Source organism: Lentzea sp. NPDC058436 (assembly GCF_042721515.1).
GTDB lineage: Bacteria > Actinomycetota > Actinomycetes > Mycobacteriales > Pseudonocardiaceae > Lentzea.
Genome location: NZ_JBHXLF010000010.1, coordinates 114,739 through 139,913 on the forward strand (window position 1 = coordinate 114,739; position 25,175 = coordinate 139,913).

A 25,175-nucleotide genomic window follows, 5' to 3' on the forward strand; every position below is an offset into this window, starting at 1 on the left:
CCGAGCTGCGTGCGGTGCTGGCTGATCCGGTGACGTTCTCCTCCCGGAACATGGCTGGTCCGCAGGTCGCGGCCGTAGCGGCGCTGTTGCCGCCGGAACAGCGACGATTACTCGAATTGATGTCGTCGTTGAACGCGGCGGACGGCACCAGGCACGCCCGAATTCGTGCGGCAGCGAATCAGAAATTCACTCCAACGGCCGTGCGCCGAATGGCTGACTCAATTAGGGAACGTGCACGTCTTCTGCTGGACGAACTGCCGGAGGAGGCCGACTTCGTCAGCGGGTTCGCCGCCCCGTTCGCACTGGGCGTCGTCGGGGACGTGCTCGGCGTGCCGGAGGCGGACTTCCCGCTGTTCCGCGAGTTCACCGCGCCGGTGCTCGAACTGACCAGCGGCGAGGAGGTCAGCGAGCGCGTGCTCGGCTCGTACTTCGCCGCGATGAACGAGTTCTGCGCCTACTTCGGGCGCTCGGACGCGTTCCGCGGCGGGCAGCTGTCCGAGCAGGAACGGCTGTCGCTGTGCCTGGCGGTCGTCGTGGCCGGCACCGACTCGACCACGAACCTCCTGTCCAGCACGCTGCTGAGGCTCGATCCCCGCGAACGCAGGCTGGGCGGCGTGGTCGAGGAGGTCGTGCGGCTCGACGCGCCGTTCATCGGCTTCTTCCGGACCACGACGTGCCCGGTGACCACGGGCGGCGTGAAGATCGCCGAGGGCGAGCACCTGTTCCTCGACTACGCGGCGGGCAACCGCGACCCGAAGGTGTTCACCGAGGACTTCGACCCCGGCAGGCCGTCCGTGCCGGGCCACCTGGGCTTCGGCCACGGGCCGCACTACTGCCTGGGCGCCCAGCTGGCGCGCCTGGAGGGCACGATCGTCGCCGAGGAGCTGCTCGACCGCTCAGCGGAGCCGGTCGAGCAGCCCGTGCGCCTCCGCAGGCACCTGATCAGTCACGGGCCCGCGGAGCTGCGGTTCAGACCAGGGAGGCGTCGAGCGTGATGTTCTCGACGGCCGCGAGAGCCTTGGAGACGGGGCAGTTCGCCTTGGCGCCCTCGGCGGCCGCGACGAAGTCCTCCTGCGACAGACCCGGCACGTTGGCGCGGACCGTGATGTGGATGCCGGTGATGCCGACGCCCGCCTGGAAGCTCACCTCGGCCTTGGTGTCGATCGAGGTGGGCGGCGTGCCCGCACCGGTCAGGCCGTGCGAGAGCGCCATCGAGTAGCAGGACGAGTGCGCGGCGGCGATGAGCTCCTCGGGGCTGGTCTTGCCGCCCGCCTCCTCGGCACGCGCCTTCCAGTCGATGTCGAAGCTGCCGGCGTTGGAGGTGGCGAGGCTGACGTTCCCCTTGCCCTCGACGAGGGAGCCTTCCCAGTGAGCGTTTGCCGTCTGCTTGATGGCCATGATCTCGAGGTCCTTAGGTCGAAGCGAGCTGTCCCGACCACCTTTTCACGGGTGGGCCCGGAGATCACCCCGAGAACCACGTGCCGGGACTGCGAGAGTCTGTCGTGTGAACGTCTTGCTGCCCCCATGTGTCGTTGCCGGAGATCGGGTTCGCCTCGTGTCACCCGCGAGCTTCCCGGAACAGGAGGACCTCGCCGAGTCCGTGCGGGTGCTGGAGAGCTGGGGACTCGTCGTCGAGATCGGCGAGCACGCCCTCGACCGGCGCGGGTACATGGCGGGCCGCGACGCCGACCGGCTGGCCGACCTGAACGACGCCTATCGCGATCCCGGAGTGCGAGCGCTGTTCGCCACCCGAGGAGGCGCGGGCGCCTACCGCATCGCCCACGACCTGGACTTCGACGCCGTGCGAGCAGACCCCAAGCCGTTGGTGGGGTTCAGCGACATCACCAGCCTGCACCTGGCGCTGTGGAAGCACTGCCGGGTCACCGGGATCCACGGCTTCCTGTCCGGCGCCCGCTCGGCCGCTTCGACGCGGTCGTTGCTGATGGAGACCGAACCCGCCGTGCTGCACCGGGATCCCTCCGCGTTCACCGCAGCCGTCCGGGTGGGCGGAGCGGCCACGGGCAACGTCGTCGGCGGACATCTCGGCACGCTCGCCTGGTCCGTGGGCACCGGACTGCTCGATCTGGACGGCACGATCCTGTTCGTGGAGGCACCGCGGGCGGTCGGACTGGGCCACGTCGACCGGCAGCTGACGCAACTCATCCGCTCAGGCTCGTTGCGCGGCGTGCGAGGGGTGGCGCTCGGCCGGTTCCCGGGGTTCGAGGACTACACCGACCGCGACTGGTCCGTGCTCGACGTGCTGCGGGACCGGCTGGAGGCGCTGGACGTGCCCGTGGCCGGTGGCATCGACGTAGGCCATGGGGACCAGCCGCTGTCGCTCGCTCTCGGACCAGTCGCCGAGTTGGACGCGGACGCGGGCACGCTCACCATCGACCAAGCGGTCACGTGACTGCGGGGGGTTTGGGGGGTCGTCCCCCCAAAAATCATGGCGAAACGAGAAAGGCCCATGCTCTCCATGAGCATGGGCCTTCCCGAGTGGAGCGGATGACGAGACTCGAACTCGCGACCCTCACCTTGGCAAGGTGATGCGCTACCAACTGCGCTACATCCGCACTGCCTTACGGGGAGAACTATACAACAGGGGCTAAACGGCATCTTGCGAGGGGGGCTGTAAACCGGCCAGCAGTTGATCTACCTCGTCCAACTGCTCCTTCGGCCACCGCCACTCCCACAGCGCCCGCACCTTGGGCAGCACGTCGACCGGCAGCCACGCGGCCACCTCCTCGCGGAGGTTCCAGTCGTCGAACACGTGCTCGTAGAAGCTGATCAACGCCGCGTTCTCCAGGAACTGCTCCGGCTGGTGGAAGCACCAGTGCGCGAAGCCGTACACGCGCCGCAGCACGTCGTCGTCCTGCTCGCGGTGCGCTTCCTGGGCCAGCTGGTACAGCTCGGAGAAGAAGACGTGGCAGGACCATTCCTCGGTCTCGGCGACAGCCTGAAGTTCCGGCACGAGGGCCGAAGCGCGTTCTCGCCAGTCCACCACGTGCGTGACGATAGTCGCTCGATCTTGTCCGGCCGACCGTCCGACGCCCACCTGTGACCGTCCTGTCACCGATCACGTTGCGCTGATCAGCCCACTACTAACGGATGGTCTTGTATATCGACCTGTACTCATCCAGCGGCAGGTCTGGCCCCTTGTGGCATGTTGAGGCCTGTGATGGTCGACGAGAACGAGGTCGACCGGGACCTGCTCGCCAGGGTGCGCGAGGGAGACGACTCGGCCTACGGCGAACTGTTCTCCCGGCATGCGGACGCGATCCGCCGCTTTTCCCTCAGGCACGTCCGCGAGGCGGCCGAAGCTGACGATCTCACCGCTGAGGCGTTCTTCCGCATGCTCCAGGCCATCCGGCGTGGCAGCGGGCCCACGGACCACGTCCGCACGTACCTGCTGACCGTCGCCCGCCGCGTCGCGTGGGAGTGGAGCGGACGGCGCCGGGACGTGCCGGTGGAGGACGAGGAGCTGGGCCGTCGCGTCGAGCCGGTGAGCGACAACGCGAACCGCCGGGTCGAGCACAACCTCATCACCAGGGCTTTCTCCAGCCTGCCCGAACGCTGGCGGGTCGTGCTGTGGCGCGTCGAGGTGGAGGGCGAACGCCCCGCCACCGTGGCACCGCACTTCGGACTCTCGCCGAACGCCATGTCGGCGTTGGCCCGCCGCGCGCGCGAGGGGTTGCGTGCGGCGTACCTGCAGGCTCATCTCGCGGCCGACGACGGGCGTTCGTCGTGCGCGGCGATCCGGTCGAAGCTCGGCACCTACACCGCCGGCGGGGTGCAGGGGGTCGAGGAACGCCGCATCGGTGCCCACCTCGACACCTGTTCGTCCTGCTCACAGCTCTACACCGAGCTGAACGAGGTCTGCGCGACGCTGCGCGCCAACGCCGGGTTCCTGGTCGTGCCGGCCACGCTCGGGCTCGCGTTCGCCGGGAAGGTGTTCTTCACGAAGGCCAAGCTGGCGTTCGCGGCGGCGAGCGTGGCGACGGTCGGCCTGTTCGGGACGATGGCCGCGGTGTTCAACGGCGGCGCGGGCGTCGCGGTGGTGCAGCCGGACCAGAACCCGGTGATCGCCATGGAGACGTCCGGCTCGGCGAGCTCCCAGCACAGCCAGGAGCTGGTGGCGGCCCCGCCGCCCGCCGACGGGCAGCGCCAGGTGAAGCCGCAGGAGAACGTGGTCAACCCCGGTGCGGCACGGCACCAGGAGACCGTGCGCAGGACGGAGTCGTCCGTGCCGCCGCCCAGCAGCAAGCAGGACAAGGCGCCTCCGGCTGAGCGGGCAGAGGAGGTCACTGCGTCGTCTGGCCAGTCCGACCAGGTGAGCACGGCGCAGACCACGTCCCGCGACATCAGCTCGCTCGACGTGCAGTCGACCACGTCCGAACCGCCGACCTCGCAGCCGTGCTCGTCGCCGCAGACCACGGCCACGACGATCACGCTCTACCCGAAGCCGGCCTACGAGAACTGACGGTGACGATCAAGCCCGGCCGAGTTCACCCACAAGGCTCGGCCCGCGCCAGGTACGGTTTGTCCAAGACCGACCGAGCGTGGGAGACGGGTACATGACGCGGCTGGTGCGCGGTGCGGACGGGCGGATGTGGACGGTCCACAGCCGCATCGAGTGGCGCAACCCGGTGGAGTCCGACGACTTCGAGCACGACGTGAGCGGTGGAGCGCTGCCGGGGATCATGATGGCGGGCATGCTCGCCGTGATGGTGGTCGTGCTGATCGCCTGGACGCCGGAGCAGGTCGTCGTGCCAGCGTGGCTGATCCTCGCGCTGATCTTCCTGTTCGCCTTCTTCCCGGTCCGCTGGGCGCTGCGCCGCCCGCACACGCTGGTCGCGGAGAGCAAGGCCACGGCCGACGAGCTGCCGCCCGAGCGGTGGATCGGCTCGGTCCGCGGCCCGATGGCCGTGCGTCAGGAGGCCTCCAGGGTCGCCCGCACGATCGAGATGCACTCGCTGCCGGACGTCGAAGGCCCGTTGCAACCCGTCGACTGATGCGACACTGGACCGGTGCCCGAGCTACCCGAGGTAGAAGCGCTGGTCCACCACCTGCGTGAGAACGCGGTGGGCCGGACCGTGCACCGCGTCGACGTGGCGTCGCTCCAGGTCCTCAAGACGTTCGACCCGCCGTGGACCGCGCTGCACGGCCAGGAGGTCGTGGCCGCGCACCGGCACGGCAAGCACCTCGACCTGGAGGTCGCGGACGGCCTGCACCTGGTCGTCCACCTCGCCCGCGCCGGCTGGCTGCGCTGGGCCGACAACATGTCCGCACCGCCGCCCAAGCAGGGCCGCGGACCACTCGCGTTGCGCGTGCACCTCGGTCCGCCCGGTCAGGGTCCGGGCTTCGACCTGACGGAAGCGGGCACGAAGAAGGGCCTCGCGGCGTGGATCGTGCGCGATCCGCAGACGATCGCGAGCATCGCGAGGCTGGGTCCCGACGCGTTGGGGATCACCCGCACGCAGCTGGAGGACCTGTTCGCCAAGCGCACCGAACGGCTCAAGACGTCGCTGACGGACCAGAGCCTGATCGCGGGCATCGGCAACGCCTACTCCGACGAGATCATGCACATGGCGCGCCTCTCGCCGTACGCGACGACGGGCAAGCTCAACGACGAGCAACTCGACCACCTGCACGAGGCGATGCTCACGACTCTGACGGATGCGGTCGCACGGTCCGTGGGCCAGGACGCGGCTCGGTTGAAGGGCGAGAAGCGGTCGGGGCTGCGGGTGCACGCGCGTACCGGGCTGCCGTGTCCCGTGTGCGGCGACACGGTTCGTGAGGTGTCGTTCGCGGACAAGGCGTTCCAGTACTGCCCGACGTGCCAGACCGGTGGCAAGCCGCTGGCCGACCGCCGGCTGTCCAGGTTGCTGAAATAACCACTGCTTAACCGGGCCGGACCACCCTGGGCGACATGACTCGTCTGGGCAAAGCCATTGCCGTTCTCTCCATCGCCGCGGCCGCCTCCGTGATCGCGCCGATGAACGCCAACGCCGCCGAGTACGGGTGCTCCGGTTCGCTGATCGACACCTACAAGGTGAAGTCCAACGTGGGCAACCACCTGAGCACCATCCGGCTCTACTACAACGCCAGTTCCGGCTACAACTGCGCGGCCAACGTGAAGACGGCCTACTACTCGCAGTTCAAGCACGACGCCTCGATCCAGCTGCTGAACTCGGACTGGGCCGAGGACAACCACCGTCCCGGCTACAACATCGACACGGACAGCGGGAAGTTCCAGTACTACGCGGGGCCCGTGAAGGTGTACGGCAAGGGCAAGTGCATGTCCGTCACCGCCCACACCTGGTACTACGACGAGGTCGGTTACGGCCACGGCAGCGGCCACTGCGGCTAAGCCTCAGCCGACTATCAGCACCTCCAGGGTGCGCGGGCCGTGGACGCCCTCCACCCGGTTGAGCTCGATGTCGCTCGTCGCCGACGGGCCGCTGATGAACGTCAGCGGCCGCGTCGGTTCCAGTCGCCGCAACGCTTCCGGCACCGACGCCGCGATCTGGTCCACCCGCACGACGCACAGGTGGTAGTCGGGCAGCAGGGTGAGCGCGCGGCGGCCCTGGGCCTCGCCGCCGTCCAGCACGATCGTGCCGGTGTCCGCGATCGCGACCGCGCACCCGGTCAGCACGCCGTCGGACTGGTCCAGCTCGTCGATCGTGAGCGGCTCGTGCAGCCACGTGACGCCGTCGATCAGCCACTCGGGCGGAACGTCCTGGGGCACAACGATTCTCTTGCCCATCAGGCGTTCCAGCGCTGCGGGCACGTCGGTGACGGTGTGCACGATCGCGCGGTAGTCGGCGACCCGTTCGGCGAACAGGTCGACGCCGCCGGTGCCCTTCTCGTTGTAGCCGCGGACGACGGGTCGCGCCTTGGGCACCTGGGCGTTGCGGATGCGGTTGAGGATCTCTTCTTTGGCGCTAGCCACGGTTCTTCCTCCACCAGGCGCGGAACGACTCGGACGGCGGTGCGGGCACGTCGCGGGAGGCCGTCCACTTCGAGCCCGGCCACGGCAGCGACGAGATCCTGCCGTCGCGCGCCAGGAAACGGGCCAGGGAACCGGCTTTCTGCGCCTTCTCGTAGCGGGAGGCCTCCTTGAACATCCACGCTGCCGCCGCCATCGCGACGGACTCCGCCGTGCGTCCCTTGGCCTCCACGGCCTCGGCGCGCAGGTGCGTGAGCACGGACGGGATGTCGATCCGCACCGGGCAGACCTCGAAGCAGGCGCCGCACAGCGAGGACGCGTAGGGGAGCGAGGCCGCCTGCGGGTCGTGCATGTCGCCGACCAGTTGCGGCGTCAGGATCGCGCCGATCGGACCGGGGTAGACCGAGCCGTACGACTGGCCGCCTGTGCGTTCGTAGACCGGGCACACGTTGAGGCACGCGCTGCACCGGATGCACCGAAGTGCCTGGCGCCCCACGGAGTCCTCCAGCGTGGCCGTGCGACCGTTGTCGAGCAGCACGAGGTGGAACCGCTGCGGCCCGTCGCCTTCGGTGACCCCGGTCCACACGCTCGTGTACGGGTTCATGCGCTCCGCCGTGGACGAGCGGGGCAGCAGCTGCAGGAAGACCTCCAGGTCCTGCCACGACGGCACGAGCTTCTCGACGCCCATCACGGTGATCAGGGTCTCCGGCAGCGTCAGGCACATCCGGCCGTTGCCCTCGGACTCCAGCACCACGATCGACCCGGTGTCGGCGACGGCGAAGTTCGCGCCCGAGACGGCGACCTTGGTGGTGAGGAACTTCTCGCGCAGGTGGACTCGTGCGGCCTCGGCGAGGTCCGCCGGTTCGTCGGAGACCTCGACCCCCATGCGGCGCTGGAAGATCTCGCGGATCTCCGAGCGGTTGCGGTGGATCGCGGGCACCAGGATGTGCGACGGCCGGTCGTCGCCGAGCTGCACGATCAGTTCGGCGAGGTCGGTCTCGATCGCGTGCACGCCACCGGCTTCGAGCGCCTCGTTGAGCCCGATCTCGGCCGTGGCCATGGACTTGACCTTGACGACCTCGTCCGCGCCCTCGGCCCGGCACAGGTCGAGCACGATCCGGTTGGCCTCCTCGGCGTCCCGCGCCCAGTGGACGACGCCGCCGCGGGCCGTGACCGACTCCTCCAGTTGCAGCAGGAGCTCGTCGAGGCGGGACAGGACATCGTCCTTGATCTGCTCGCCGGCGACCCTGAGCTGCTCCCAGTCGGTCATCTCCCCGACCGCGGCCGCCCTGCGTCCGCGGATCGTTCCGGTGGCCTTGCGCAGGTTCTGCCGCAGCTGGGTGTCGGCCAGGGCCTTGTGCGCGGCCTTGGGGAACGTCGGGCTGCCCAGCCACGTCACCGGGTTGCGAGCCACGGGTCCTCCTCCGTCGAAGCCAGGATCTCCGCCAGGTGCACCGGTCGCACGCCCGCGCGCAGCCGCGAGAGCCCACCGCCGATGTGCATGAGGCAGGAGTTGTCGCCCGCGCTGAGCACCTCGGCGCCGGTCGAGAGCACGCAGGTCATCTTGTCCGCGAGCATCGCCGTGGACGTCTCGGCGTTCTTCACCGCGAACGTGCCGCCGAAGCCGCAGCAGTGCGTCGAGTCGGGCAGCTCCACCAGATCGAGTGCCTTCACCGCCCTGAGCAGCGCCAAGGGCTTGTCACCGACGCCCAGCATGCGCAACGAGTGGCAGGTGGGGTGGTAGGTGACCCGGTGGGGGAACCAGGCGCCGACGTTCGTCACGCCCAGCACGTCGACGAGGAACTCGGCGAGCTCGAAGGTGCGCGGCGGGGACACGCCCAGAGTGGGGTGGACCTCCCGCACCATGCCCGCGCATGACCCGGATGGAGCAACCACGTAGTCGTAACCGCCGAAGACGTCGGTGTACTTGCGCGCCAACGGCTTCGAGTGCTCGCGGTAGCCGGTGTTGAAGTGCATCTGGCCGCAGCACGTCTGATCCAGCGGGAACTCGACCGAACAGCCGAGCCGCTCCAGCAGTCGCACCACGGCACGGGCGGTCTCGGGGAAGAACGTGTCCGTCAGGCAGGTCGCGAACAGTGCCACTCTCACCCGCACACCCTCTCCCTGAAATCATCGGATGTCTACCCGGATCGGTGGACCGTACGGGGGTACGCCGGGCGCGCCTCTTGCTATAGGGGTGCCCCACAGCACAGCATGTGCACCGTGGGCGACCTGTTGACCGAGCGCGCCGTGCTCGGTGTCATCGCGACCCTGGCCGTTCTGGGCCTCTTCGTGATGCTCTGCCGCGCTCGACGAGTCAGCACCTCCGTCGAGGATGCTGTGATGGACATGCTCGACCGCATGTCCAGGGCGTCGAGCGACCTCCGCGCGGGCCTGACGGAGGACGCCGCGAACAAGGCGACACCCCACCTGCGAGAGATGCTGCGGTGCGTCGCGGTCGCCATCACCGACGAAGAGGGCACCGTCCTCTCGTGGGACGGCGGCGCCAACGACCACTACGAGTACCTCCGCGACACCGTGGCCCGAGCCATCAACAACTGCCACAAGGAACACGTCGACCACCGCAAGCTCGGCTGCGAGCTCCAAGGCCCGTGCTCCCTGCACAGCGTCGTCGTGGTCCCCCTGGTGGTCGAGGGCGACGTGGCCGGCACGTTGATCGTGGTCTCCGGCGTCGCCTCGAAGCGCCAGATCCGCATGGCCGAGGAGACGGCCCGCTTCGTCTCGACCCAGCTGGAGCTGGAGGTCGTCCAGAAGCAACGGCAGGCACTCGCCCAGGCCGAGGTGAAGGCGCTGCGAGCCCAGATCTCGCCGCACTTCGTCTACAACGCCCTGAACACCATTTCGTCGCTGATCCGCACCGACCCCTCGCACGCCCGAGAGCTGCTGCAGGAGTTCGCGGAGTTCACGCGCTACTCGTTCCGCACCGACGGCCTGTTCACGACCCTCGCCGACGAGCTGACCAACATCCACCGCTACCTGACCATCGAACAGGCCCGCTACGGCGCCCGCCTGAGCGTGCGCCTGCGCATCGCACCCGAGGTCCTGCAGGTGGTCCTGCCGTTCCTCGTCCTGCAGCCGCTGGTCGAGAACGCGGTGCGCCACGGCCTGGCCAAGAAGCCCGGCGGCGGCATGCTCACCATCACCGCCGAGGACAACGGCAACGAGGCCCTGATCAGCGTCGAGGACGACGGCGTCGGCATGGACCCGGACCGCCTCGACGACATCAAGGACGCCCACCAGACCGGCGCGCACGTCGGCATCGGCAACATCAACGACCGCATGCGCACCGTCTTCGGCGCGGAGTACGCGCTGGTGGTCGAGACGGCGCCCAACGCGGGCACCAAGGTGATCCTGAAGGTGCCGAAGTTCGCCCGCAACGTGCTGCCGAACCTGAACATCGGGTCGCAGATGACGGACGAGCCGATGACGAACGAGCAGCCGGCGATCCGCGCCTGACCTCGCGCCTGAACTTTCCGAAAGTTGCAAGGTCAATCATGCTCAACCCCGGCCCGCGCCGTGCCGATTGTGGTGGTGACCAACGAACAGCCGGTCGTTTGAGCAACCAGAGGCCGGCCGCGAGCAAAGGCCATCAACCAGTGCAGGAACAAACAGCACCCGAGCGCGTCCGCGTCTGCATCAAGTGCACCGCCAAGGGGTTCAACAGCTGCAAGTGCTGATCAGCGCGCTGCCACGGCCAAGGTCGTGATCAGCACGACGGCGCACACGCTCCAGCTCACCCACATCCAGTAGATGTGCATCGGCGTCGGCCCGGCGGCGTTCTGCCTGCCCCGGTCGTCCCACCACTCGACGTACCGTTCGAGCCAGCGGATCGGGTTGAACGTCACTGCCCGAACCTAACATGTTGTGTTCCAGGTCACGCGGGAGCAACCGACCACCATCGAGGCTCCCGCGTGTCCTCGAAACGCACGTACTGTCGAGTGCATGAGCGTCACGGACAAGATCGCGGCCCGGCTCCCCAGGGTGATGGACCGGGGCGAGCGGCCCCCGGTGGTCGCGGCGGTGCGGTTGCACGGGGTCATCACCCCGCAGTCCTCGCCTGTCGCGCGCAACACGATCAGCCTCCAGAACGTCGAGTCCGCGATCAACCGGGCGTTCGACAACGAGCGGCTCATCGCCGTGGCGCTGCTCATCAACTCTCCCGGCGGCGCGCCTACACAGAGCGCTCTCATCGCGGAACGCATCCGTGAGCTCGCCACCAAGAAGCACGTGCCGGTGCTCGCGTTCTGCGAGGACGTGGCGGCGAGCGGTGGCTACTGGCTGGCGTGCGCGGGTGACGAGATCTACGCGCACGGCACGAGTCTTGTCGGGTCCATCGGTGTCGTGAGCTCCGGGTTCGGGCTCAACGGCCTGCTGGAGAAGGCCGGCGTCGAGCGCCGCGTCTACACCGCGGGCGAGAACAAGGTCCGGCTCGACCCGTTCCAGGAGGAGAAGCCCGAGGACGTCGAGTGGCTCAAGAGCCTGCACGCCGATCTGCACGAGCAGTTCAAGGCGTGGGTGACCGAACGGCGTGGCGCCAAGCTCAACACCGAGACCGAACTCTTCAGCGGTGAGGTGTGGACCGGTAGCCAGGCGCAGCAGCTCGGGCTGGTCGACGGCATCGGCACGATCCGCAGCGTCATCGCCAAGCGCTTTCCCGACGCCGAGCTGACGATCGCCGAGCCGCGCAAGCCGTTGCTGGCCAAGCTCGGACTGGCCGGAGCGTCCACCCGATCGGGCGATCTCGTGACGCAGGTGCTCGCGAGCGTCGAGGAACGTGCTCGCTGGTCCCGATTCGGGCTCTGAGCATCAGTTCGGTTTCACAAGGCGTGTCGAGTCCTACCCCGGCGTAGACATGACCGCACATTGGTGGGCAAGATGCCCGACACAGTGAGTACCCAAGACAACGCCGGTCTCCTCGTCCTCGCAGTCGATGACGAGGCTCCTGGCCTGAGCGAGATCAAGTTCCTGCTCGAGAGCAGCCCTCACATCCGGCGCGTCCTCACGGCCTTCGACGCCGCCGAGGCACTGCGCATCCTGAGGGGCGACTACGAGCAGGAGGTCATGGCGAGGACCAAGGCCGGCCTGCCGCCGGTCGACGCGGTCTTCGCGGACATCAACATGCCCGGGCTGTCCGGCATGGATCTCGCACGGGTGCTCAGCGCGTTCCGGTACCCGCCCGCCCTCGTGTTCGTGACGGGCGTCGAGGAACGGGACGCGCTCGTCACGGCGTTCGACGTCGGTGCGCTCGACTTCATCAACAAGCCGATCAACGAGGAGCGCGTCCTCAAGGCGATCTCGCGCGTCGCGGACCGGGTGGGACGCACGGCAGCGCCCGCGACTCCCAGCGCGCAAACGAGCCAGAACCCCGCCGAACCGACCGACGACGAGGTCATCCCCGTCGAGCTCGGCGGCACCATCAAGCTCGTGCCGCGCGCGTCCGTGCGGTACGTCGAGGCGCAGGGCGACTACGCCCGCCTGCACACGCAGGACGGCAGCCACCTCGTCCGCATCCCGCTCGCGCAGCTGGAGGAGCGCTGGGCGAACGCGGGCTTCGTGCGCATCCACCGCTCGTTCCTGGTGGCGTTGCCGCTGGTGAGCGAGCTGCGGATGACGGCGAACGGCTACGCGGTCGTCATCGGCACCGGTGAGGGCGCCAAGGAGCTCCCGGTCAGCCGCCGGCACACCAAGGAGCTCAAGGAACGGATCGTGCGGCCGCCGAAGAGCAGCTGGTGAGCAGGCACGACGCGGGGAAGCCGGAGCAGCCCGCACGGGAGGCGTGGCTCGGTGAGCAGGGCAGCAGGCCGCGTCGTCGCAGGGTCGTGCTCGCCGACTCCACCAAGAAGAGCGGCAAGGCGTTACGCACGATCATCGAGCTGGAGGAGCAGACCAGCGTCGGTGAGAAGCTCGTCCGCGACCTCATCCGGCAGCAGCTCAAGTCCGCGTTCGGGCTCGCGTTCGCGGTCCTGATCGGCATGTGCCTGCTGCCGATCACCTTCTACCTGGTCCCGTCCATCGGTGACCTCAAGATCCTCGGCATCCCGATCCCGTGGCTCGTGCTCGGCCTCGCGCCCTTCCCGATCCTCTACGGCGTCGGGTGGGTCTTCCGCAGGCAGGCAGAACGGCACGAGAAGGACTTCGTGAACATGGTCGACCGCTGACGTGGACGCCACCTACTGGAGCCTCAGCGCCATCGTCGCCGTTGCGGCCGTGACCTTCCTGCTCGGCTACGTCGGGTCGCGCAAGGCGAACACCACGCCGGACTTCCTCGTGGCGCGCCGCGCGATCCCCGCCACCCGCAACGCCGCCGCGATCTCCGGCGAGTACCTGTCCGCTGCCTCGTTCCTCGGTGTCGCCGGGCTCGTTCTCAAGGACGGCGTCGACGCCCTCTGGTACCCGGTCGGCTTCACCGCCGGCTACCTCGCGCTGCTGCTGTTCGTGGCGGCCCCGCTGCGCCGCTCCGGCGCTTACACGCTGCCGGACTTCGCCGAGGCGCGGCTGGGGTCGGCGAACGTGCGGCACTTCAGCACGTTCTTCGTGGTGTGCATCGGCGTGCTGTACCTGGTGCCGCAGCTGCAGTCGGCTGGTCTGACGCTGACCACGATCACCGGCCTGCCCGCCTGGTTCGGCGGCATGATCGTGACGGCCATCGTGGTGATCAACGTGCTGGGCGGCGGCATGCGCGCGATCACGCTGGTCCAGGCGTTCCAGTACTGGGGAAAGCTCTTCGCGATCGCCGCGCCCACGTTCGTGCTCTTCGTGGTGTTCCTCGCCTCACCCGATCGCGGCACGCAGCCGATCAGCGACGACGGCGTCGTCAAGTTCCCGAAGGCCGAGTCGGTCACCATCGCCGAGCAGGTCGTGAAGGTCCGCGTCGACGAGCCGCTGACGCTGAAGGTGCGTGGCCAGATCGACGGCAGGGACGCGGACGGACCGGTTTTCTGGGGCCGCGGCGTCTACGAGCTGAGCCCCGGCACGACCATGGAGTTCACCGCGGGCAGCCCGGTGCCGGTCATCGACGGCTCGCCGACGTCGAACTACGACTGGACCCGGCCGCAGACCGGTGGTGTCTCCGAGCTGATCAGGACGTACTCGCTGATCTTCGCGACGTTCCTCGGCACGATGGGCCTGCCGCACGTCCTGGTCCGCTTCTACACCAACCCGGACGGCAAGGCGGCCCGCCGCACAGCGCTGCACGTGCTCTACCTGCTGGGCCTGTTCTACATCTTTCCGACGGTGCTCGGCGTGCTGTCGCGGCTCTACCTGCCGCAGTTGCTGGTGAACGGGAAGACCGACGCCGCGGTGCTGATGCTGCCGGAGACGATGCTGCCGAACCTGGGTGGTCAGATCGTCGGCGCGATCGTCGCGGCGGGTGCGTTCGCGGCGTTCCTGTCGACCTCGTCGGGCCTCGTCGTGTCGGTCGCCGGGGTGGTCTCGACGGACATCATGCCGGGCAAGGTTCGTGACTTCCGGTGGGCAACCGTGTTCACGGGACTGGTCGCGATCGGTCTCGCGCTGCTGTTGCCGCGCTCCGACGCGTCACTGACGGTGGCGATGTCGTTCGCGTTGGCGGCATCGACGTTCTGCCCGCTTCTGGTCCTCGGCATCTGGTGGCGCGGACTCACGTGGGTGGGCGCCGTGTGCGGGCTCGTGGTCGGTGGTGGCCTGGTGATCAGCGCTCAGGTCGTCAGCGTCGTGAGCTCCTACACCGGCCGCTGGGCGCCCGCGTTCATCACCCAACCTGCGCTGATCACGGTGCCGGTCGCGTTCCTCACCATGATCCTCGTCAGCAAGGCGACCCGCAGGCGGGTGCCCGCCGACGTCAGCCAGATCCTGCTGAGGCTGCACGCCCCCGACCCGCTGGGCTTCATCCGGGACCGCGACATCGCCCGGTTCGGGACCGCCGAGGAGAAGGCCAGGATGGCCGACGACAAGCGCAGGGGAGCGGGTCGAACACGTTGAGTAGCCATCGTTTCGAATGGGTGAAAATTGGTCACTCGAATCGGTGAACGGTGAACTAGGTCACGCAGAGTGCTGTTCGTCTACGCATACCGACCGTTCATCGCATCACCCGACTGCTGGGCGCAACGGCACGAACGGGGTCTTACCTGAGTGACTCAAGTCTCCATACGGTTCCTGACCAAGAACAGGACCGCACCTGGAGGCATTACGTGCACGTCACGTTGCTGACACCTACGACGAGTACCGCGAGGAGGGGCCTGTGAGCACCGTCGATCACACCCCGTCTGAGTCGGCCCCAGACGCGCAGAAGTGGGCCGACGTCCAAGCGAGCGCTGACTTCACCGAGCTGAAGCACCGACTGCGAAAGTTCGTATTCCCCGTCTCCGGCCTGTTCCTCGCGTGGTACCTGCTGTACGTGCTGCTCGCGGACTACGCGCACGGCTTCATGTCCACCAAGGTGTTCGGCAACATCAACGTCGGGCTCATCTTCGGCCTGCTGCAGTTCGTGTCGACGTTCGTCATCACGACGCTGTACGTGCGGCACGCGAACAAGAACCTCGACCCGCTCGCGGAGAAGCTCCGCAACGAGATCGAGGGAGACGGCAAGTGAACGAGTCCAGCCCGATCCTCAACATCAGCATCTTCGGTGTCTTCGTCCTGATCACGCTGTTCGTGGTCATCAGGGCGAGCCGCAACACCAAGACGGCTGCCGACTACCTCGCCGCCGGCCGCGCGTTCACGGGCCCGCAGAACGGCATCGCGATCGCGGGCGACTACCTGTCCGCCGCGTCGTTCCTCGGCATCGCGGGAGCCATCGCCCTCAACGGCTACGACGGCTTCCTGTACTCGATCGGCTTCCTGGTGGCGTGGCTCGTCGCGCTGCTGCTGGTCGCCGAACTGCTGCGCAACACCGGCAAGTACACGATGGGCGACGTGCTGAGCTTCCGGATGCGCCAGCGTCCGGTCCGCGCCGCGGCGGCCACGTCGACCATGGCCGTGTCGTTCTTCTACCTGCTGGCCCAGATGGCCGGTGCCGGTGGTCTCGTCGCCCTGCTGCTCGGCATCACGGGCACCGGCGGCCAGGCCCTGGTCATCGCCGTGGTCGGCGCCCTGATGATCGCCTACGTCCTCATCGGCGGCATGAAGGGCACCACCTGGGTGCAGATCATCAAGGCGGTCCTGCTGATCGTCGGTGCGGGCATCATGACCCTCTGGGTGCTCGGCAAGTACGGCTTCAACCTCTCCGCCCTGCTCGGTGCCGCGGTCGACAACGCGCCGAAGGCCGGCGAGAAGCTGCTCGGCCCCGGCCTGCAGTACGGCAAGACCGGGACGTCGAAGCTCGACTTCCTGTCGCTGGCCCTCGCGCTGGTCCTCGGCACCGCGGGTCTGCCGCACATCCTGATGCGCTTCTACACCGTGCCGACGGCGAAGGAAGCCCGTCGCTCGGTCGTGTGGGCGATCTGGCTGATCGGCATCTTCTACCTGTTCACGCTGGTCCTGGGCTACGGCGCCGGCGCGCTCGTCGGTCCGGACGCGATCAACGCGGCACCGGGCAAGGCCAACTCGGCCGCACCGCTGCTCGCGCTGGAACTGGGTGGCCCGATCCTGCTGGGTCTCATCGCGGCGGTCGCCTTCGCGACGATCCTCGCGGTCGTGGCAGGTTTGACGATCACGGCGTCGGCGTCGTTCGCCCACGACATCTACGCCAACGTGATCAAGAAGGGCAACGGCGACGAGAGCAAGACCGACGAGGTCAAGGTCGCCCGCATCACCGCGATCGTGATCGGACTCGTGTCGATCGGCGGCGGCATCATCGCCAACGGCCAGAACGTCGCGTTCCTCGTGGCACTGGCGTTCGCGGTGGCGGCGTCGGCGAACCTGCCGACGATCCTCTACTCGCTGTTCTGGAAGAGGTTCAACACCTCGGGCGCGCTGTGGAGCATCTACGGCGGTCTGATCGTGACGATCACCCTGATCATCCTGTCGCCCGCCGTCTCCGGCACGCCGACCTCGATGTTCAAGAACGCCGACTTCGACCTGTTCCCGCTGTCGAACCCCGGCATCGTCTCGATCCCCGTCGCGTTCCTGCTCGGCTACGTCGGCACGATCCTCTCGAAGGACAAGGCCGACCCCGCCAAGCAGGCCGAGATGGAGGTCCGCTCCCTCACCGGTGCGGGCGCCGAGAAGGCCATCGCGCACTAGCGGTCGTTCGACGAGAACGGGCCGTCCTTCACGGGGCGGCCCGTTTTTCGTGCGTGCAACCCTGGGCCCGCTGTCCGCGTATTGAACGCGACCGCAGCAGAGGTTGGGGGACCGGAGTGCGACGAGACGAAGAGTTCTCGGAGTTCTTCACGAACAGATTCGACTGGGCCCGGCGCACGGCGTACGCGCTGTGCGGCGACTGGTCGGAGGCTGAGGAACTCGCGCAGAACGCATTCGTGAAGGCGTATGCGAAGTGGCCGAGCGTCCGGCGTGAGAGCGCGGACGCCTACGTGCGAACCATCGTGACGCGTCTGTTCCTGGACAGCAGGCGACGGGTCCGCGGACGCGAACACCCGGTCGCCGACGTGCCGGAACGAGGTGTCGCCGGCGGTTTCGGCGAGCCCGACTCCGAACTGCACGTCGCTCTGCAGCAGGTGCCGCCGAAACAGCGGGCGGTGCTCGTGCTGCGGTACGTCCACGACCTGTCCATCGAGCAGACGGCCGTTGAGCTGGGCTGTTCGACGGGCAACGTGAAAAGCCAGTCAGCGAGGGGGTTGTCGACGCTCCGCGAGGCGTACGGCCGCCCGGTCGAATCGGAGAGTGCCTCATGAGGATCGAAGACGAGCTGCGCGGAGCTCTCGACGTCGCCGCGCCACCCACGTCGACCCGGTTGGAGGACGTGCTCGCGCGCGGCCGGCGCGAGATCGGGTTCCGGCGGGCGAGGATCGCGGGAGGCGCGCTGGCGGCCGTGCTGGTGGTCGCGGTGGGCGTCCTCGCCTGGCCGTTCGGGGTGCGCAGCGGGTCGGACCCGGTGAACTGGGCCCGCGCGAACCAGGAGCCGGTGCAGCAGGCCGACCCGCCGCGGGACAGCAGGGCCTGCCGCGACAACTCGAACCCACCGCCCCTCCTCAGCCAGGGAGGCGAGTCGCTGGTGCCCGCGCAGACCGATGTCTGGCTGGACCTGACCCGGTCGATGCTGCCGCGCGAGCGAGTCACCTCGCGGCCCGGCGGGTACGAACTCGTCCGCGTGTTCACGGTCGACGTCGGAGACCTGAGCTCCGTGCGGTTCACCAGGACGCGGTTCGACGGCTACACCCCGACCGCCGCGGCCGACAGGGCGCTGTGGGTGACCGGAGGGTGCACCCCGCCCCGCCGGACCACCGGCACCGACGGCACCGTGTACCAGCTCTACGACGCCGCTCCGACCGGGCAGGCCCTGCTCGTCTTCCGCCCTGACGGCCGCTCGTTGCGGATGGAGCAGGTCAGCGTCAGCAGTGTGGCCGGCTCGTTGCCGTTGACCGAGGCGGACTTCGTGGAGCTCGGGGCAGCCGTCGCGGAGGTGCTCTGAGGGTGGACCCGTGCCGGAGGTTCACGTGAGTGCAACCTCCGGCATGGGAACATCTGGGGGTGACTGTTCCAAGCGTGGAGATCGCCGACGTTCCGGCGCAGCTGCCCGAGGGCGCCGTTCTGCTGGACGTGCGCGAGCAGGACGAGTGGGACGCCGGCCACGCGCCCGGCGCCGTGCACGTCCCCATGAGCGAGATCGGTGCCCGTCTCGGTGAGGTGCCGAACGACGTGCAGCTCTACGTCGTGTGCCGCGCGGGCGGCCGTTCCGCCCGCGTGACCCAGTACCTCAACGAGAACGGCTGGGAGGCCGTCAACGTCGAGGGCGGCATGCAGCACTGGGAGGCAGCCGGGCGTCCGCTCGAAGGCGGCACCGACGGCGCGGAACCCCAGGTCATCTGATCGTGCAGCCGCTGCAGCCGATGCGCGTGGACTGGGTGGCGACCCCGCCACCCGGTGCCTACCCGCCGCCGCAGGGCCGGTCGCAGCGGCTGTCCTACGGCGGCCCGCCGAACTACCCGGTCCCACCGCGCTGGGGCTTCCCGCTGCTCGCGTGGCGCTGGCCGACGGCCGTGCCGGGCACGGTGGAGCAGGCCGACTCGGTAGACGGCGTGCGCCGCCTGGGCCGAACCGCCCAGAACGCACTCTGGCTCCTCGCCGCCGTCGCGGTGTGGGGCGCGTTCTCCGAGATCTGGCGCTACGTGCTGGTGGCGATGAGCCGCTTCGGCGCGCTGTCGGCCGGCGTCGTCAGCGCGTCCGACGCCATGGTCGTGTCGTCCTCGGCGATCACCATCACCGGCTGCTTCCTGGCGCTGCTACTCGGCCTCGTGTGGGTGCGCCGCGCGCGCAACGTAGCCGCCACCCTCGTGGGCTACGGCCCATCGCGCTCGGACAGGGACGTGCTCATCGGCCTGATCGTGCCGGGCATGAACCTCGTGGTGCCGGGCTCGGTGCTCGCCGAACTCGAACACGCCGTGGCCCGCAGGCCGGCCGACGAACGTCCCGTTCCGTCTCGGCTCCTGCGCTGGTGGTGGGGCCTGTGGGCGGCCTCGGGCCTGACGGTCGTGGTGGTCGTCCTCTGGTCGTTCAGGTCCAGCACCCAGGCCATGGCGGACGGCGTGCTGCTGCACGCGTTCGCAGACCTGGTGCTCGCCGGCGTCGCGGTCACCTCGGCACTGGTCGTGCGCCGGATCACCACGCTGCTGCTGCCGGTGGACGCCGCGTCCGTGCGGCTGATGCGCGTGGTGGAGGTCAAGGACGCCCCGGAACCGCCGCTGCGGTCCGTTCGCGCGTCGGGCTCGCCCCGGTAGCCCTTTGGAGTGATCTTCGCTGAGAATCTCACTTCCGGGGTCTCACTGACGATCATCAGAGGATGCGCAAGCGCCACCCGCCGTTCCGCCGCCGCAAGCTGGCTAAGAAACTGCGGAAGATGCGCCTGCGCGCCCTGATGAGCACCGCGGAGGCCGCCTGGGCGTTGGACAAGGACGTCCAGGCGCTCTACCGCATCGAGGCCGGTGAGACTCGGGTCGACGTGCACCTGGTGCGGTCGATGATGGAGCGCCTTCGGCGTCGAAGACCATGCGAGCGCTGTTCGAGGCGCACCACCGCCAACTCAGCGCCGAGAAGCTGGCCAACGACGTGGCGGTGCGAACGATTCGCCAGCAGCGCTTGACCGATCCCGACAATCCGCTGATGTTGCACGCACTCATCGACGAAGCGGCGCTGCGAAAGATGGTCGGCGGGCTTGAGGTCATGCGCAGACAGCTGAGGCATCTGCTCGCCATGGCCGCCTGCCCAATGTGACCGTGCAGGTGTTGCCCACCGACTTGGGCGCTTACGACGCGATGAGCGGAAGCTTCACGCTCCTGAGCTTTCCCGACCCCGATGACCTCGATGTTCTCTACGTTCCCATGTCACGGGCGCTGTTCACGTGGAGAACCAGGCGGAGTTGAAGGAGTCTAGGCTTTCGTTCGACCGCTTGGCCGTGAAGGCCTTGAGCCCGACTGAGTCAGCGGCTCTGATCGGGCGGATCCTGGCCTGGTGAAAGAGGTGTCCACTGTGGACCTTTCTGCTGCGGTGTGGCGCAAGAGCAGTCGAAGTGGCGGAGCGGGCAACGACAACTGCGTCGAGGTGGCCTTCTCCGGCCCGGCCGTAGCCGTCCGAGACTCCAAGAACCCGGACTCCGCCCACCTCGTGTTCTCGTCTGTTCAGTGGGCGTTCTTCCTCAGGGGCTTCCAGGCCTGACCGGTCGGTGCCAGGTTGGGTGCATGCGGACACTCATCGGGGCTCTGGTGATCGCGATGGCAGCACCAGGTGCCGCCCAGGCGCACCCGAACCGGGACTTCGACCTCCAGGCGCACCGCGGCGGCATCGGCCTGACCGTGGAGAGCACGCTCAAGGCGTTCGGCAAGGCGCTTGAACTCGGCGTGACGACCTTGGAGCTCGACCTCCAGATCACGCGCGACGGCCGTGAGGTCATCACCCACGACCGCAAGACGAACCCGGCGAAGTGCCTCGACACCAAGCCCGCGTTTCCGGACGACCCCGAGTTCCCCTACGCCGGCAAGTACGTGAAGGACCTGACGTTCGCCCAGGTCAGGACCCTCGACTGCGGTAGCACGCGGTGGTCGCAGTACCCGGAGCAGGAACTGTCGCCGGGTGCCCGCATGCCCACCCTCGCCGAGCTCTTCGACCTGGTCCGCGAGCACCGCGCGTGGGGGATCCGCTTCAACATCGAGACCAAGGTCGAGGCCGCCGCCCCGCACGAGACCGCGCCGCGCGAGCAGTTCGTGCAGCGGGCGGTGCGGGAGATCCGGCGCTCGGGCTTCATGCGGAACATCACCGTCCAGTCGTTCGACTGGGGCACGTTGATGCGGCTGCGCGAGGTGGAGCCGCGCATTCCGCTGGTCGCCCTCACCCAGCCCGAGATGTTGCGGCCGGGGTCGCCGTGGACGGGCGGTCTCGAACTCGCGGACTTCGATGGAAGCGTCGCGAAGATGGTGAAGTCCTTCGGCGCCAAGGCTTTGTCGCCCGTGCACGGCAACCCGCAGAACGGCAAGGTCGGCGATCTGGACTACGTGCCGTTCACGACGAAGGCGCTCGTGCAGGACGCGCACCGGCAAGGGCTGAGGGTGGTCCCGTGGACGCAGAACGACCCGGCCACCATGCACAAGCTGATCGACGACGGGGTCGACGGCATCATCACCGACTACCCCGACCGGCTGCGCGAGGTCATGGAGGAACGCGGGTTCAAGCTCCCGAAGCGGTACCCGAAGCGCTAGTCGTTGCCCAGGGACAGCGAGTGCAGGCCGCGGATCACGAACTCGGCGCGCCGGTTCGGTTCCTCGGCCAGCACCGCGCCGGGAAGCTTGCGGTGCAACGACGACAGCGCCGCCTCCACCTCGATGCGGGCCAGCGGCGCGCCCAGGCAGTAGTGGATGCCCATGCCGAAGCCGAGGTGCGGGTTCTTCTCCCTGCCGACGTCGAAGACGTCCGGGTTCTCGAACACCAGCGGGTCGCGGGCCGCGGCGCCGAGCAGGGCGGCGATCTTCTCGCCCGGTTCGACGACGTGGCCGGCGATCTTCACGCGTTCGGTGGCCGTGCGTTCGAAGAGTTGCAACGGCGAGTCGTAGCGGATGAGCTCCTCCACGGCCGTGGGCATGATCTCGGGTGAGAGGCGTTCCCACTGCGAACGGTGCTGCATCAGGGCGTAGACGCCGTTGCCGATGACGTTGACCGTCGCCTCGTGGCCCGCCATGAGCAACAAGACCGCTGTGGCAACGAGTTCGTCCTCGGTGAGCCTGGCGCCGTCGGTGTCGGTGACGGCGACCAGGTCGGAGACGAGGTCGGAGCCGGGGTTCTTGCGGCGCAACGGGATCAGCTCGCGCAGGTAGGCGACGAACTCGGTGGCGGCGCGCTCGGCCACGTCCTGCTGCTCGGCGGGCAGGCCGTACTCGTACATCTTCACGATGGCGTTCGACCACGGCTGGAGCAGGTGGCGGTCGGGTTCGGGGACGCCGAGCAGCTCCGCGATCACCTCCACCGGCAGCGGGCCGGCCACGTGGGCCAGCAGGTCGGCCTGGCCCTGGTCCTTGATCTTGGTGACGAGGTCGTCGACGAGGCGGTCGGCCAGGTCGGCGACCCACGGGCGCAGGCGTTCCACGTGGCCTCGGCCGAACGCGGCGGCGACCAGGCGGCGCAGGCGGGTGTGCGTGGGCGGCTCGTTCTCCAGCAGTGAGTTGCGGTGCAGGAGGTTGAAGGCCGTGAACCGCTCGACGGGCTTCACGTCCGACCAGATCCGTCCGAACGAGCGGTGCCGCAGGACGGCCGAACAGGCCGCGTGCGAGACCGCGACGGCGACGCCCATCTGCTCGTGGTGATGCACCTCACCGGCTTCGCGCAGTGCGGCGAAGGCCGGGTAGGGGTCGGCGATGAAGGCGGGATCGCGCTGGTCGAACGTCACAAGGCGGACGGTAAGTCGCGATCGGCGATTCGTCCACGTCCATTTGATTGATGACTCAAATTGTTGCGGAGACACTATCGTTCGGCATGTGCAGCAGCCAGCCGTCGTCGCGCACCGAGGCGCGTCCACCGACCGTCCCGAGCACACCATCGGGGCCTACGAACTCGCCCTGAAAGAGGGAGCCGACGGGCTGGAGTGCGACGTCCGGCTGACGAAGGACGGCGAGATCGTGTGTGTGCACGACCGCACGCTCGCACGCACGTCGAACGGTCGTGGCACGGTCAGCGCGCTCACGCTCGAAGAGCTGCGGAAGTTCGACTACGGCAGCTGGCACGGTCATCGCCAGCCGGCCGAACTGCTGTTGCTCGACCAACTGCTGGAGCTGGTCAAGGGCACGAACGTGCAGCTCTTCGTCGAGACCAAGCACCCGGTCCGGTACCGCAACGAGATCGAGCGCAAGCTGGCCGAGGCGTTGAAGAGGCACGGACTCGCGAGCCAGATCGTCATGATGTCGTTCTCGGCGACCGCGGTGAAGGCGTTCCGCGAGCACGCGCCGGACATCCGCACGGTGCTGCTGCTCGACCGACTCGGCAGGCTGAGGAGCGGCGCGCTGCCGCCGTTCGCCGACTACACCGGGCCGGGCGTGCACCTGCTGCGCAACGACCCCGGTTACGTCGATCGGGCGAGGCGTGCGGGTCACGAGACCTACGTGTGGACCGTGGACACCCCCGAGGACGTCGCACTGTGCCGTGACCTGGGGGTCCGCTACCTCGCGACGAACGCCCCGGCGAACACCCGCCGCCTGCTGACGGCTAACTTGGCGACCTAGAACACGCCTGAGCACGAGGAGGGCCAAGGTGGCCAAGCGGACCGCGGTCAAGGACGCACCGAAGGACGGGATCAACCCGAAGCAGCCCTGCCCGTGCGGGTCCGGCAAGCGCTACAAGGCCTGCCACGGCGCACCCGGCGGCGCGACGGACGTGATCGTGTCCCGGCCGTTCGAGGGCCTCGCCGCCGAGTGCGAGCTCATCGCGCTGCGCGAGTTCGTGCCGTCGGCGATCGTGAAGCTGCCGACCAAGGACGGTCGTGAGGTCACGCTCGCCACCGTGCTGCCGATGGCCGCCGCCGGTCTGATCCGCGGCGACGACGTGCCGTTCGTGGGCCTGCAGGTGCAGACGCGCTCCGGCGACATCAGCCGCGACCTGGCGCGGGCGCTGCAGTGGGCGCAGCAGGCGAAGACCGGTGACGTGCTGCCCGTCGTGGGCCCGGACGCCGGCGAGAACCCCGGCCGTCTGCAGGACCTGCTCGACGCCGACGCCGAGCTCACGCCCGTGCTGCACACCGACTTCATCTGGTGGATGCCGGAGGGCACCGAGCCGACCGGTGACGTCGCGCTGTCGCTGGAACGCGCGAACGCCGCCATCCTGCCGACGGAGCGCCTCGACGCCCCTGGCGTGAAGGCCGCCTACTGGGTCGACGCGGGCGACAAGGCGCACCTGCGCTGGGTCCGCCCGGAGCCCGAGGAGAAGTTGCTCGACGCGATGGCCCGCCTGTCCGCGCGCGGCGAGCTCGACCTCGGCGAGGGCTCGCGCTACGCCGGTTCGTTCCGCGCGCACGGCCTGCTCGTGCCGGTCTGGGACCTCGACCGCGAGATGCACGCCCGTGAGTGGGCCGAGCCGGCCGAGGCGCTGGGCAAGCGGCTGCTGGAGGCGCTGGCCTCCGACGAGCAGCTGTCCGACGCCGAGCGTCGCGCCCGCGAGGGCCTGCGGGGACGCCAGATCACCCTGCGGTAGTCCACAGGGTTGTCCACATAGTTGTGCACAGGGAGCTGTGGATAAGTGCTGCTGCACATCATCACGGAGGCCGGCTGGGCTGCTGCCCGGTCGGCCGGCTCCATCGCCCCCGCTGAGGGCGAGGAGTTCGTGCACTGCTCCGACCGCGGAGTCGTGCACGTGACGGCCGGCAAGTTCTTCCTCGGGCAGAGCGGGCTGCTGCTGCTCGTGATCGACCCGAAGCTGCTCGACGTGCCCGTCCGGTGGGAGGCCGTGCCGGACTCGCCGCTGTGGTTCCCGCACGTCTACGGGCCGATCCCGGTCGCAGCGGTGGTCGAGGAACACGACTTCCCGACCCGCCCCGACGGCTCGTTCGTTCTGCCGGAAGCCGTTGCCGTTCTGTGATTTAGTGGGGCAACCGTTCGGCGCGCTCAAGCGTGAACCCCCTCGAAGCCAGTTCGCTGCT

Annotated in this window: 29 protein-coding genes, 1 tRNA gene and 1 pseudogene; 23 read left to right on the forward strand and 8 right to left on the reverse strand. The window is 68.7% G+C overall.

Going from position 1 to position 25,175, the window contains the following annotated elements:
• Positions 1-209: 209 nt before the first annotated feature.
• A complete protein-coding gene (locus tag ACFWN2_RS29905) occupies positions 210-995 on the forward strand; it encodes a cytochrome P450 (protein WP_382433004.1) in 786 nt (261 codons plus the stop codon).
• Here the strand turns inward: ACFWN2_RS29905 and ACFWN2_RS29910 are convergent.
• Positions 970-1,398, reverse strand: a complete 429-nt coding sequence (locus ACFWN2_RS29910; RefSeq protein ID WP_382433006.1) for an OsmC family protein — start codon at positions 1,396-1,398, stop codon at positions 970-972. The genes ACFWN2_RS29905 and ACFWN2_RS29910 overlap by 26 nt on opposite strands.
• Before the next feature lie 157 nt (positions 1,399-1,555).
• On the opposite strand from ACFWN2_RS29910, the gene ACFWN2_RS29915 reads away from it, so the two are divergent.
• The gene (locus ACFWN2_RS29915) at positions 1,556-2,410 is read left to right on the forward strand and encodes an LD-carboxypeptidase (protein WP_382433008.1); all 855 of its coding nucleotides are present in this window, start codon (positions 1,556-1,558) and stop codon (positions 2,408-2,410) included.
• A gap of 87 nt (positions 2,411-2,497) precedes the next feature.
• On the opposite strand, the gene ACFWN2_RS29920 is transcribed toward ACFWN2_RS29915, so the two are convergent.
• Together ACFWN2_RS29920 and ACFWN2_RS29925 are read right to left on the reverse strand one after the other, a co-directional pair.
• Positions 2,498-2,573, reverse strand: a tRNA-Gly gene (locus ACFWN2_RS29920).
• Between the two features lie 32 nt (positions 2,574-2,605).
• Positions 2,606-3,004, reverse strand: coding sequence for a hypothetical protein (locus ACFWN2_RS29925; RefSeq protein ID WP_382433010.1), 399 nt, complete (start codon positions 3,002-3,004; stop codon positions 2,606-2,608).
• A 159-nt stretch (positions 3,005-3,163) separates the two neighbouring features.
• Here ACFWN2_RS29925 and ACFWN2_RS29930 point away from each other — a divergent pair, with 159 nt between their 5' ends.
• The 4 genes from ACFWN2_RS29930 (at position 3,164) to ACFWN2_RS29945 (ending at position 6,370) form a co-directional block, all read left to right on the forward strand.
• Positions 3,164-4,480 carry a sigma-70 family RNA polymerase sigma factor gene (locus tag ACFWN2_RS29930; RefSeq protein WP_382433012.1) on the forward strand — a complete coding sequence of 439 codons (1,317 nt, stop codon included), beginning with the start codon at positions 3,164-3,166 and terminating at the stop codon, positions 4,478-4,480.
• 94 nt (positions 4,481-4,574) lie between these two features.
• Positions 4,575-5,012 carry a DUF983 domain-containing protein gene (locus ACFWN2_RS29935; protein WP_382433014.1) on the forward strand — a complete coding sequence of 146 codons (438 nt, stop codon included), beginning with the start codon at positions 4,575-4,577 and terminating at the stop codon, positions 5,010-5,012.
• Positions 5,013-5,027: 15 nt separating this feature from the next.
• A complete protein-coding gene (locus ACFWN2_RS29940) occupies positions 5,028-5,894 on the forward strand; it encodes an Fpg/Nei family DNA glycosylase (RefSeq protein WP_382433016.1) in 867 nt (288 codons plus the stop codon).
• A 35-nt stretch (positions 5,895-5,929) separates the two neighbouring features.
• The gene (locus ACFWN2_RS29945; protein ID WP_382433018.1) at positions 5,930-6,370 is read left to right on the forward strand and encodes a hypothetical protein; all 441 of its coding nucleotides are present in this window, start codon (positions 5,930-5,932) and stop codon (positions 6,368-6,370) included.
• Between the two features lie 3 nt (positions 6,371-6,373).
• Here ACFWN2_RS29945 and ACFWN2_RS29950 read toward each other — a convergent pair whose 3' ends face one another.
• From ACFWN2_RS29950 to ACFWN2_RS29960, 3 genes are read right to left on the reverse strand one after another with little or no spacing between them, the layout of a single operon-like run.
• Positions 6,374-6,952 (reverse strand): lactate utilization protein C, encoded by a 579-nt coding sequence (locus ACFWN2_RS29950; RefSeq protein ID WP_382433020.1) that lies wholly within the window; start codon positions 6,950-6,952, stop codon positions 6,374-6,376.
• Positions 6,945-8,363, reverse strand: coding sequence for a LutB/LldF family L-lactate oxidation iron-sulfur protein (locus ACFWN2_RS29955; protein ID WP_382433022.1), 1,419 nt, complete (start codon positions 8,361-8,363; stop codon positions 6,945-6,947). The genes ACFWN2_RS29950 and ACFWN2_RS29955 overlap by 8 nt, the downstream gene beginning before the upstream one ends.
• Complete coding sequence (locus tag ACFWN2_RS29960; RefSeq protein WP_382433310.1) at positions 8,345-9,052, reverse strand: (Fe-S)-binding protein; 708 nt, start codon at positions 9,050-9,052, stop codon at positions 8,345-8,347. Before ACFWN2_RS29960 ends, ACFWN2_RS29955 begins: the two co-directional genes overlap by 19 nt.
• A 111-nt stretch (positions 9,053-9,163) precedes the next feature.
• Here ACFWN2_RS29960 and ACFWN2_RS29965 point away from each other — a divergent pair, with 111 nt between their 5' ends.
• On the forward strand, positions 9,164-10,426 hold the full coding sequence (locus ACFWN2_RS29965; protein ID WP_382433024.1) for a sensor histidine kinase: 1,263 nt from the start codon (positions 9,164-9,166) through the stop codon (positions 10,424-10,426).
• A 221-nt stretch (positions 10,427-10,647) separates the two neighbouring features.
• Here ACFWN2_RS29965 and ACFWN2_RS29970 read toward each other — a convergent pair whose 3' ends face one another.
• A complete protein-coding gene (locus ACFWN2_RS29970) occupies positions 10,648-10,815 on the reverse strand; it encodes a hypothetical protein (RefSeq protein WP_166048541.1) in 168 nt (55 codons plus the stop codon).
• 97 nt (positions 10,816-10,912) lie between these two features.
• On the opposite strand from ACFWN2_RS29970, the gene ACFWN2_RS29975 reads away from it, so the two are divergent.
• The 13 genes and pseudogenes from ACFWN2_RS29975 (at position 10,913) to ACFWN2_RS30035 (ending at position 21,756) form a co-directional block, all read left to right on the forward strand.
• The gene (locus ACFWN2_RS29975; RefSeq protein WP_382433026.1) at positions 10,913-11,773 is read left to right on the forward strand and encodes a S49 family peptidase; all 861 of its coding nucleotides are present in this window, start codon (positions 10,913-10,915) and stop codon (positions 11,771-11,773) included.
• 72 nt (positions 11,774-11,845) lie between these two features.
• Complete coding sequence (locus tag ACFWN2_RS29980; protein ID WP_382433028.1) at positions 11,846-12,703, forward strand: LytR/AlgR family response regulator transcription factor; 858 nt, start codon at positions 11,846-11,848, stop codon at positions 12,701-12,703.
• Positions 12,700-13,128, forward strand: a complete 429-nt coding sequence (locus tag ACFWN2_RS29985; protein ID WP_382433030.1) for a hypothetical protein — start codon at positions 12,700-12,702, stop codon at positions 13,126-13,128. Before ACFWN2_RS29980 ends, ACFWN2_RS29985 begins: the two co-directional genes overlap by 4 nt.
• Position 13,129: 1 nt before the next feature.
• Complete coding sequence (locus ACFWN2_RS29990) at positions 13,130-14,929, forward strand: cation acetate symporter (RefSeq protein ID WP_382433032.1); 1,800 nt, start codon at positions 13,130-13,132, stop codon at positions 14,927-14,929.
• A 259-nt stretch (positions 14,930-15,188) separates the two neighbouring features.
• Positions 15,189-15,539 (forward strand): DUF485 domain-containing protein, encoded by a 351-nt coding sequence (locus tag ACFWN2_RS29995; RefSeq protein ID WP_382433034.1) that lies wholly within the window; start codon positions 15,189-15,191, stop codon positions 15,537-15,539.
• The gene (locus tag ACFWN2_RS30000; protein ID WP_382433036.1) at positions 15,536-17,131 is read left to right on the forward strand and encodes a cation acetate symporter; all 1,596 of its coding nucleotides are present in this window, start codon (positions 15,536-15,538) and stop codon (positions 17,129-17,131) included. The genes ACFWN2_RS29995 and ACFWN2_RS30000 overlap by 4 nt, the downstream gene beginning before the upstream one ends.
• 116 nt (positions 17,132-17,247) lie before the next feature.
• Complete coding sequence (locus ACFWN2_RS30005) at positions 17,248-17,742, forward strand: SigE family RNA polymerase sigma factor (protein ID WP_382433038.1); 495 nt, start codon at positions 17,248-17,250, stop codon at positions 17,740-17,742.
• A complete protein-coding gene (locus tag ACFWN2_RS30010) occupies positions 17,739-18,479 on the forward strand; it encodes a hypothetical protein (RefSeq protein WP_382433040.1) in 741 nt (246 codons plus the stop codon). Before ACFWN2_RS30005 ends, ACFWN2_RS30010 begins: the two co-directional genes overlap by 4 nt.
• A 59-nt stretch (positions 18,480-18,538) precedes the next feature.
• Positions 18,539-18,877 carry a rhodanese-like domain-containing protein gene (locus ACFWN2_RS30015; RefSeq protein WP_382433042.1) on the forward strand — a complete coding sequence of 113 codons (339 nt, stop codon included), beginning with the start codon at positions 18,539-18,541 and terminating at the stop codon, positions 18,875-18,877.
• A gap of 2 nt (positions 18,878-18,879) precedes the next feature.
• Positions 18,880-19,785 carry a DUF4328 domain-containing protein gene (locus ACFWN2_RS30020; RefSeq protein WP_382433044.1) on the forward strand — a complete coding sequence of 302 codons (906 nt, stop codon included), beginning with the start codon at positions 18,880-18,882 and terminating at the stop codon, positions 19,783-19,785.
• A 268-nt stretch (positions 19,786-20,053) separates the two neighbouring features.
• Positions 20,054-20,427 (forward strand): annotated as a pseudogene (locus ACFWN2_RS30025) (DUF5753 domain-containing protein).
• A gap of 106 nt (positions 20,428-20,533) precedes the next feature.
• Positions 20,534-20,719 (forward strand): DUF397 domain-containing protein, encoded by a 186-nt coding sequence (locus tag ACFWN2_RS30030; protein WP_382433046.1) that lies wholly within the window; start codon positions 20,534-20,536, stop codon positions 20,717-20,719.
• Positions 20,720-20,742: 23 nt separating this feature from the next.
• The gene (locus ACFWN2_RS30035; protein WP_382433048.1) at positions 20,743-21,756 is read left to right on the forward strand and encodes a glycerophosphodiester phosphodiesterase; all 1,014 of its coding nucleotides are present in this window, start codon (positions 20,743-20,745) and stop codon (positions 21,754-21,756) included.
• Here the strand turns inward: ACFWN2_RS30035 and ACFWN2_RS30040 are convergent.
• Positions 21,753-22,937 carry a cytochrome P450 gene (locus ACFWN2_RS30040; protein ID WP_382433050.1) on the reverse strand — a complete coding sequence of 395 codons (1,185 nt, stop codon included), beginning with the start codon at positions 22,935-22,937 and terminating at the stop codon, positions 21,753-21,755. The two genes, ACFWN2_RS30035 and ACFWN2_RS30040, sit on opposite strands and share 4 nt — an antisense overlap.
• Positions 22,938-23,025: 88 nt before the next feature.
• Between ACFWN2_RS30040 and ACFWN2_RS30045 the strand changes: the two genes are divergently transcribed.
• From ACFWN2_RS30045 to ACFWN2_RS30055, 3 genes are read left to right on the forward strand one after another with little or no spacing between them, the layout of a single operon-like run.
• Complete coding sequence (locus tag ACFWN2_RS30045) at positions 23,026-23,766, forward strand: glycerophosphodiester phosphodiesterase (protein ID WP_382433052.1); 741 nt, start codon at positions 23,026-23,028, stop codon at positions 23,764-23,766.
• A gap of 28 nt (positions 23,767-23,794) precedes the next feature.
• Entirely contained in the window at positions 23,795-24,730 is a 936-nt protein-coding gene (locus tag ACFWN2_RS30050; protein ID WP_382433054.1) for a DUF5926 family protein, read from the forward strand.
• Positions 24,731-24,775: 45 nt separating this feature from the next.
• Positions 24,776-25,114, forward strand: a complete 339-nt coding sequence (locus ACFWN2_RS30055; RefSeq protein WP_382433056.1) for a DUF952 domain-containing protein — start codon at positions 24,776-24,778, stop codon at positions 25,112-25,114.
• Positions 25,115-25,175 lie beyond the last annotated feature (61 nt).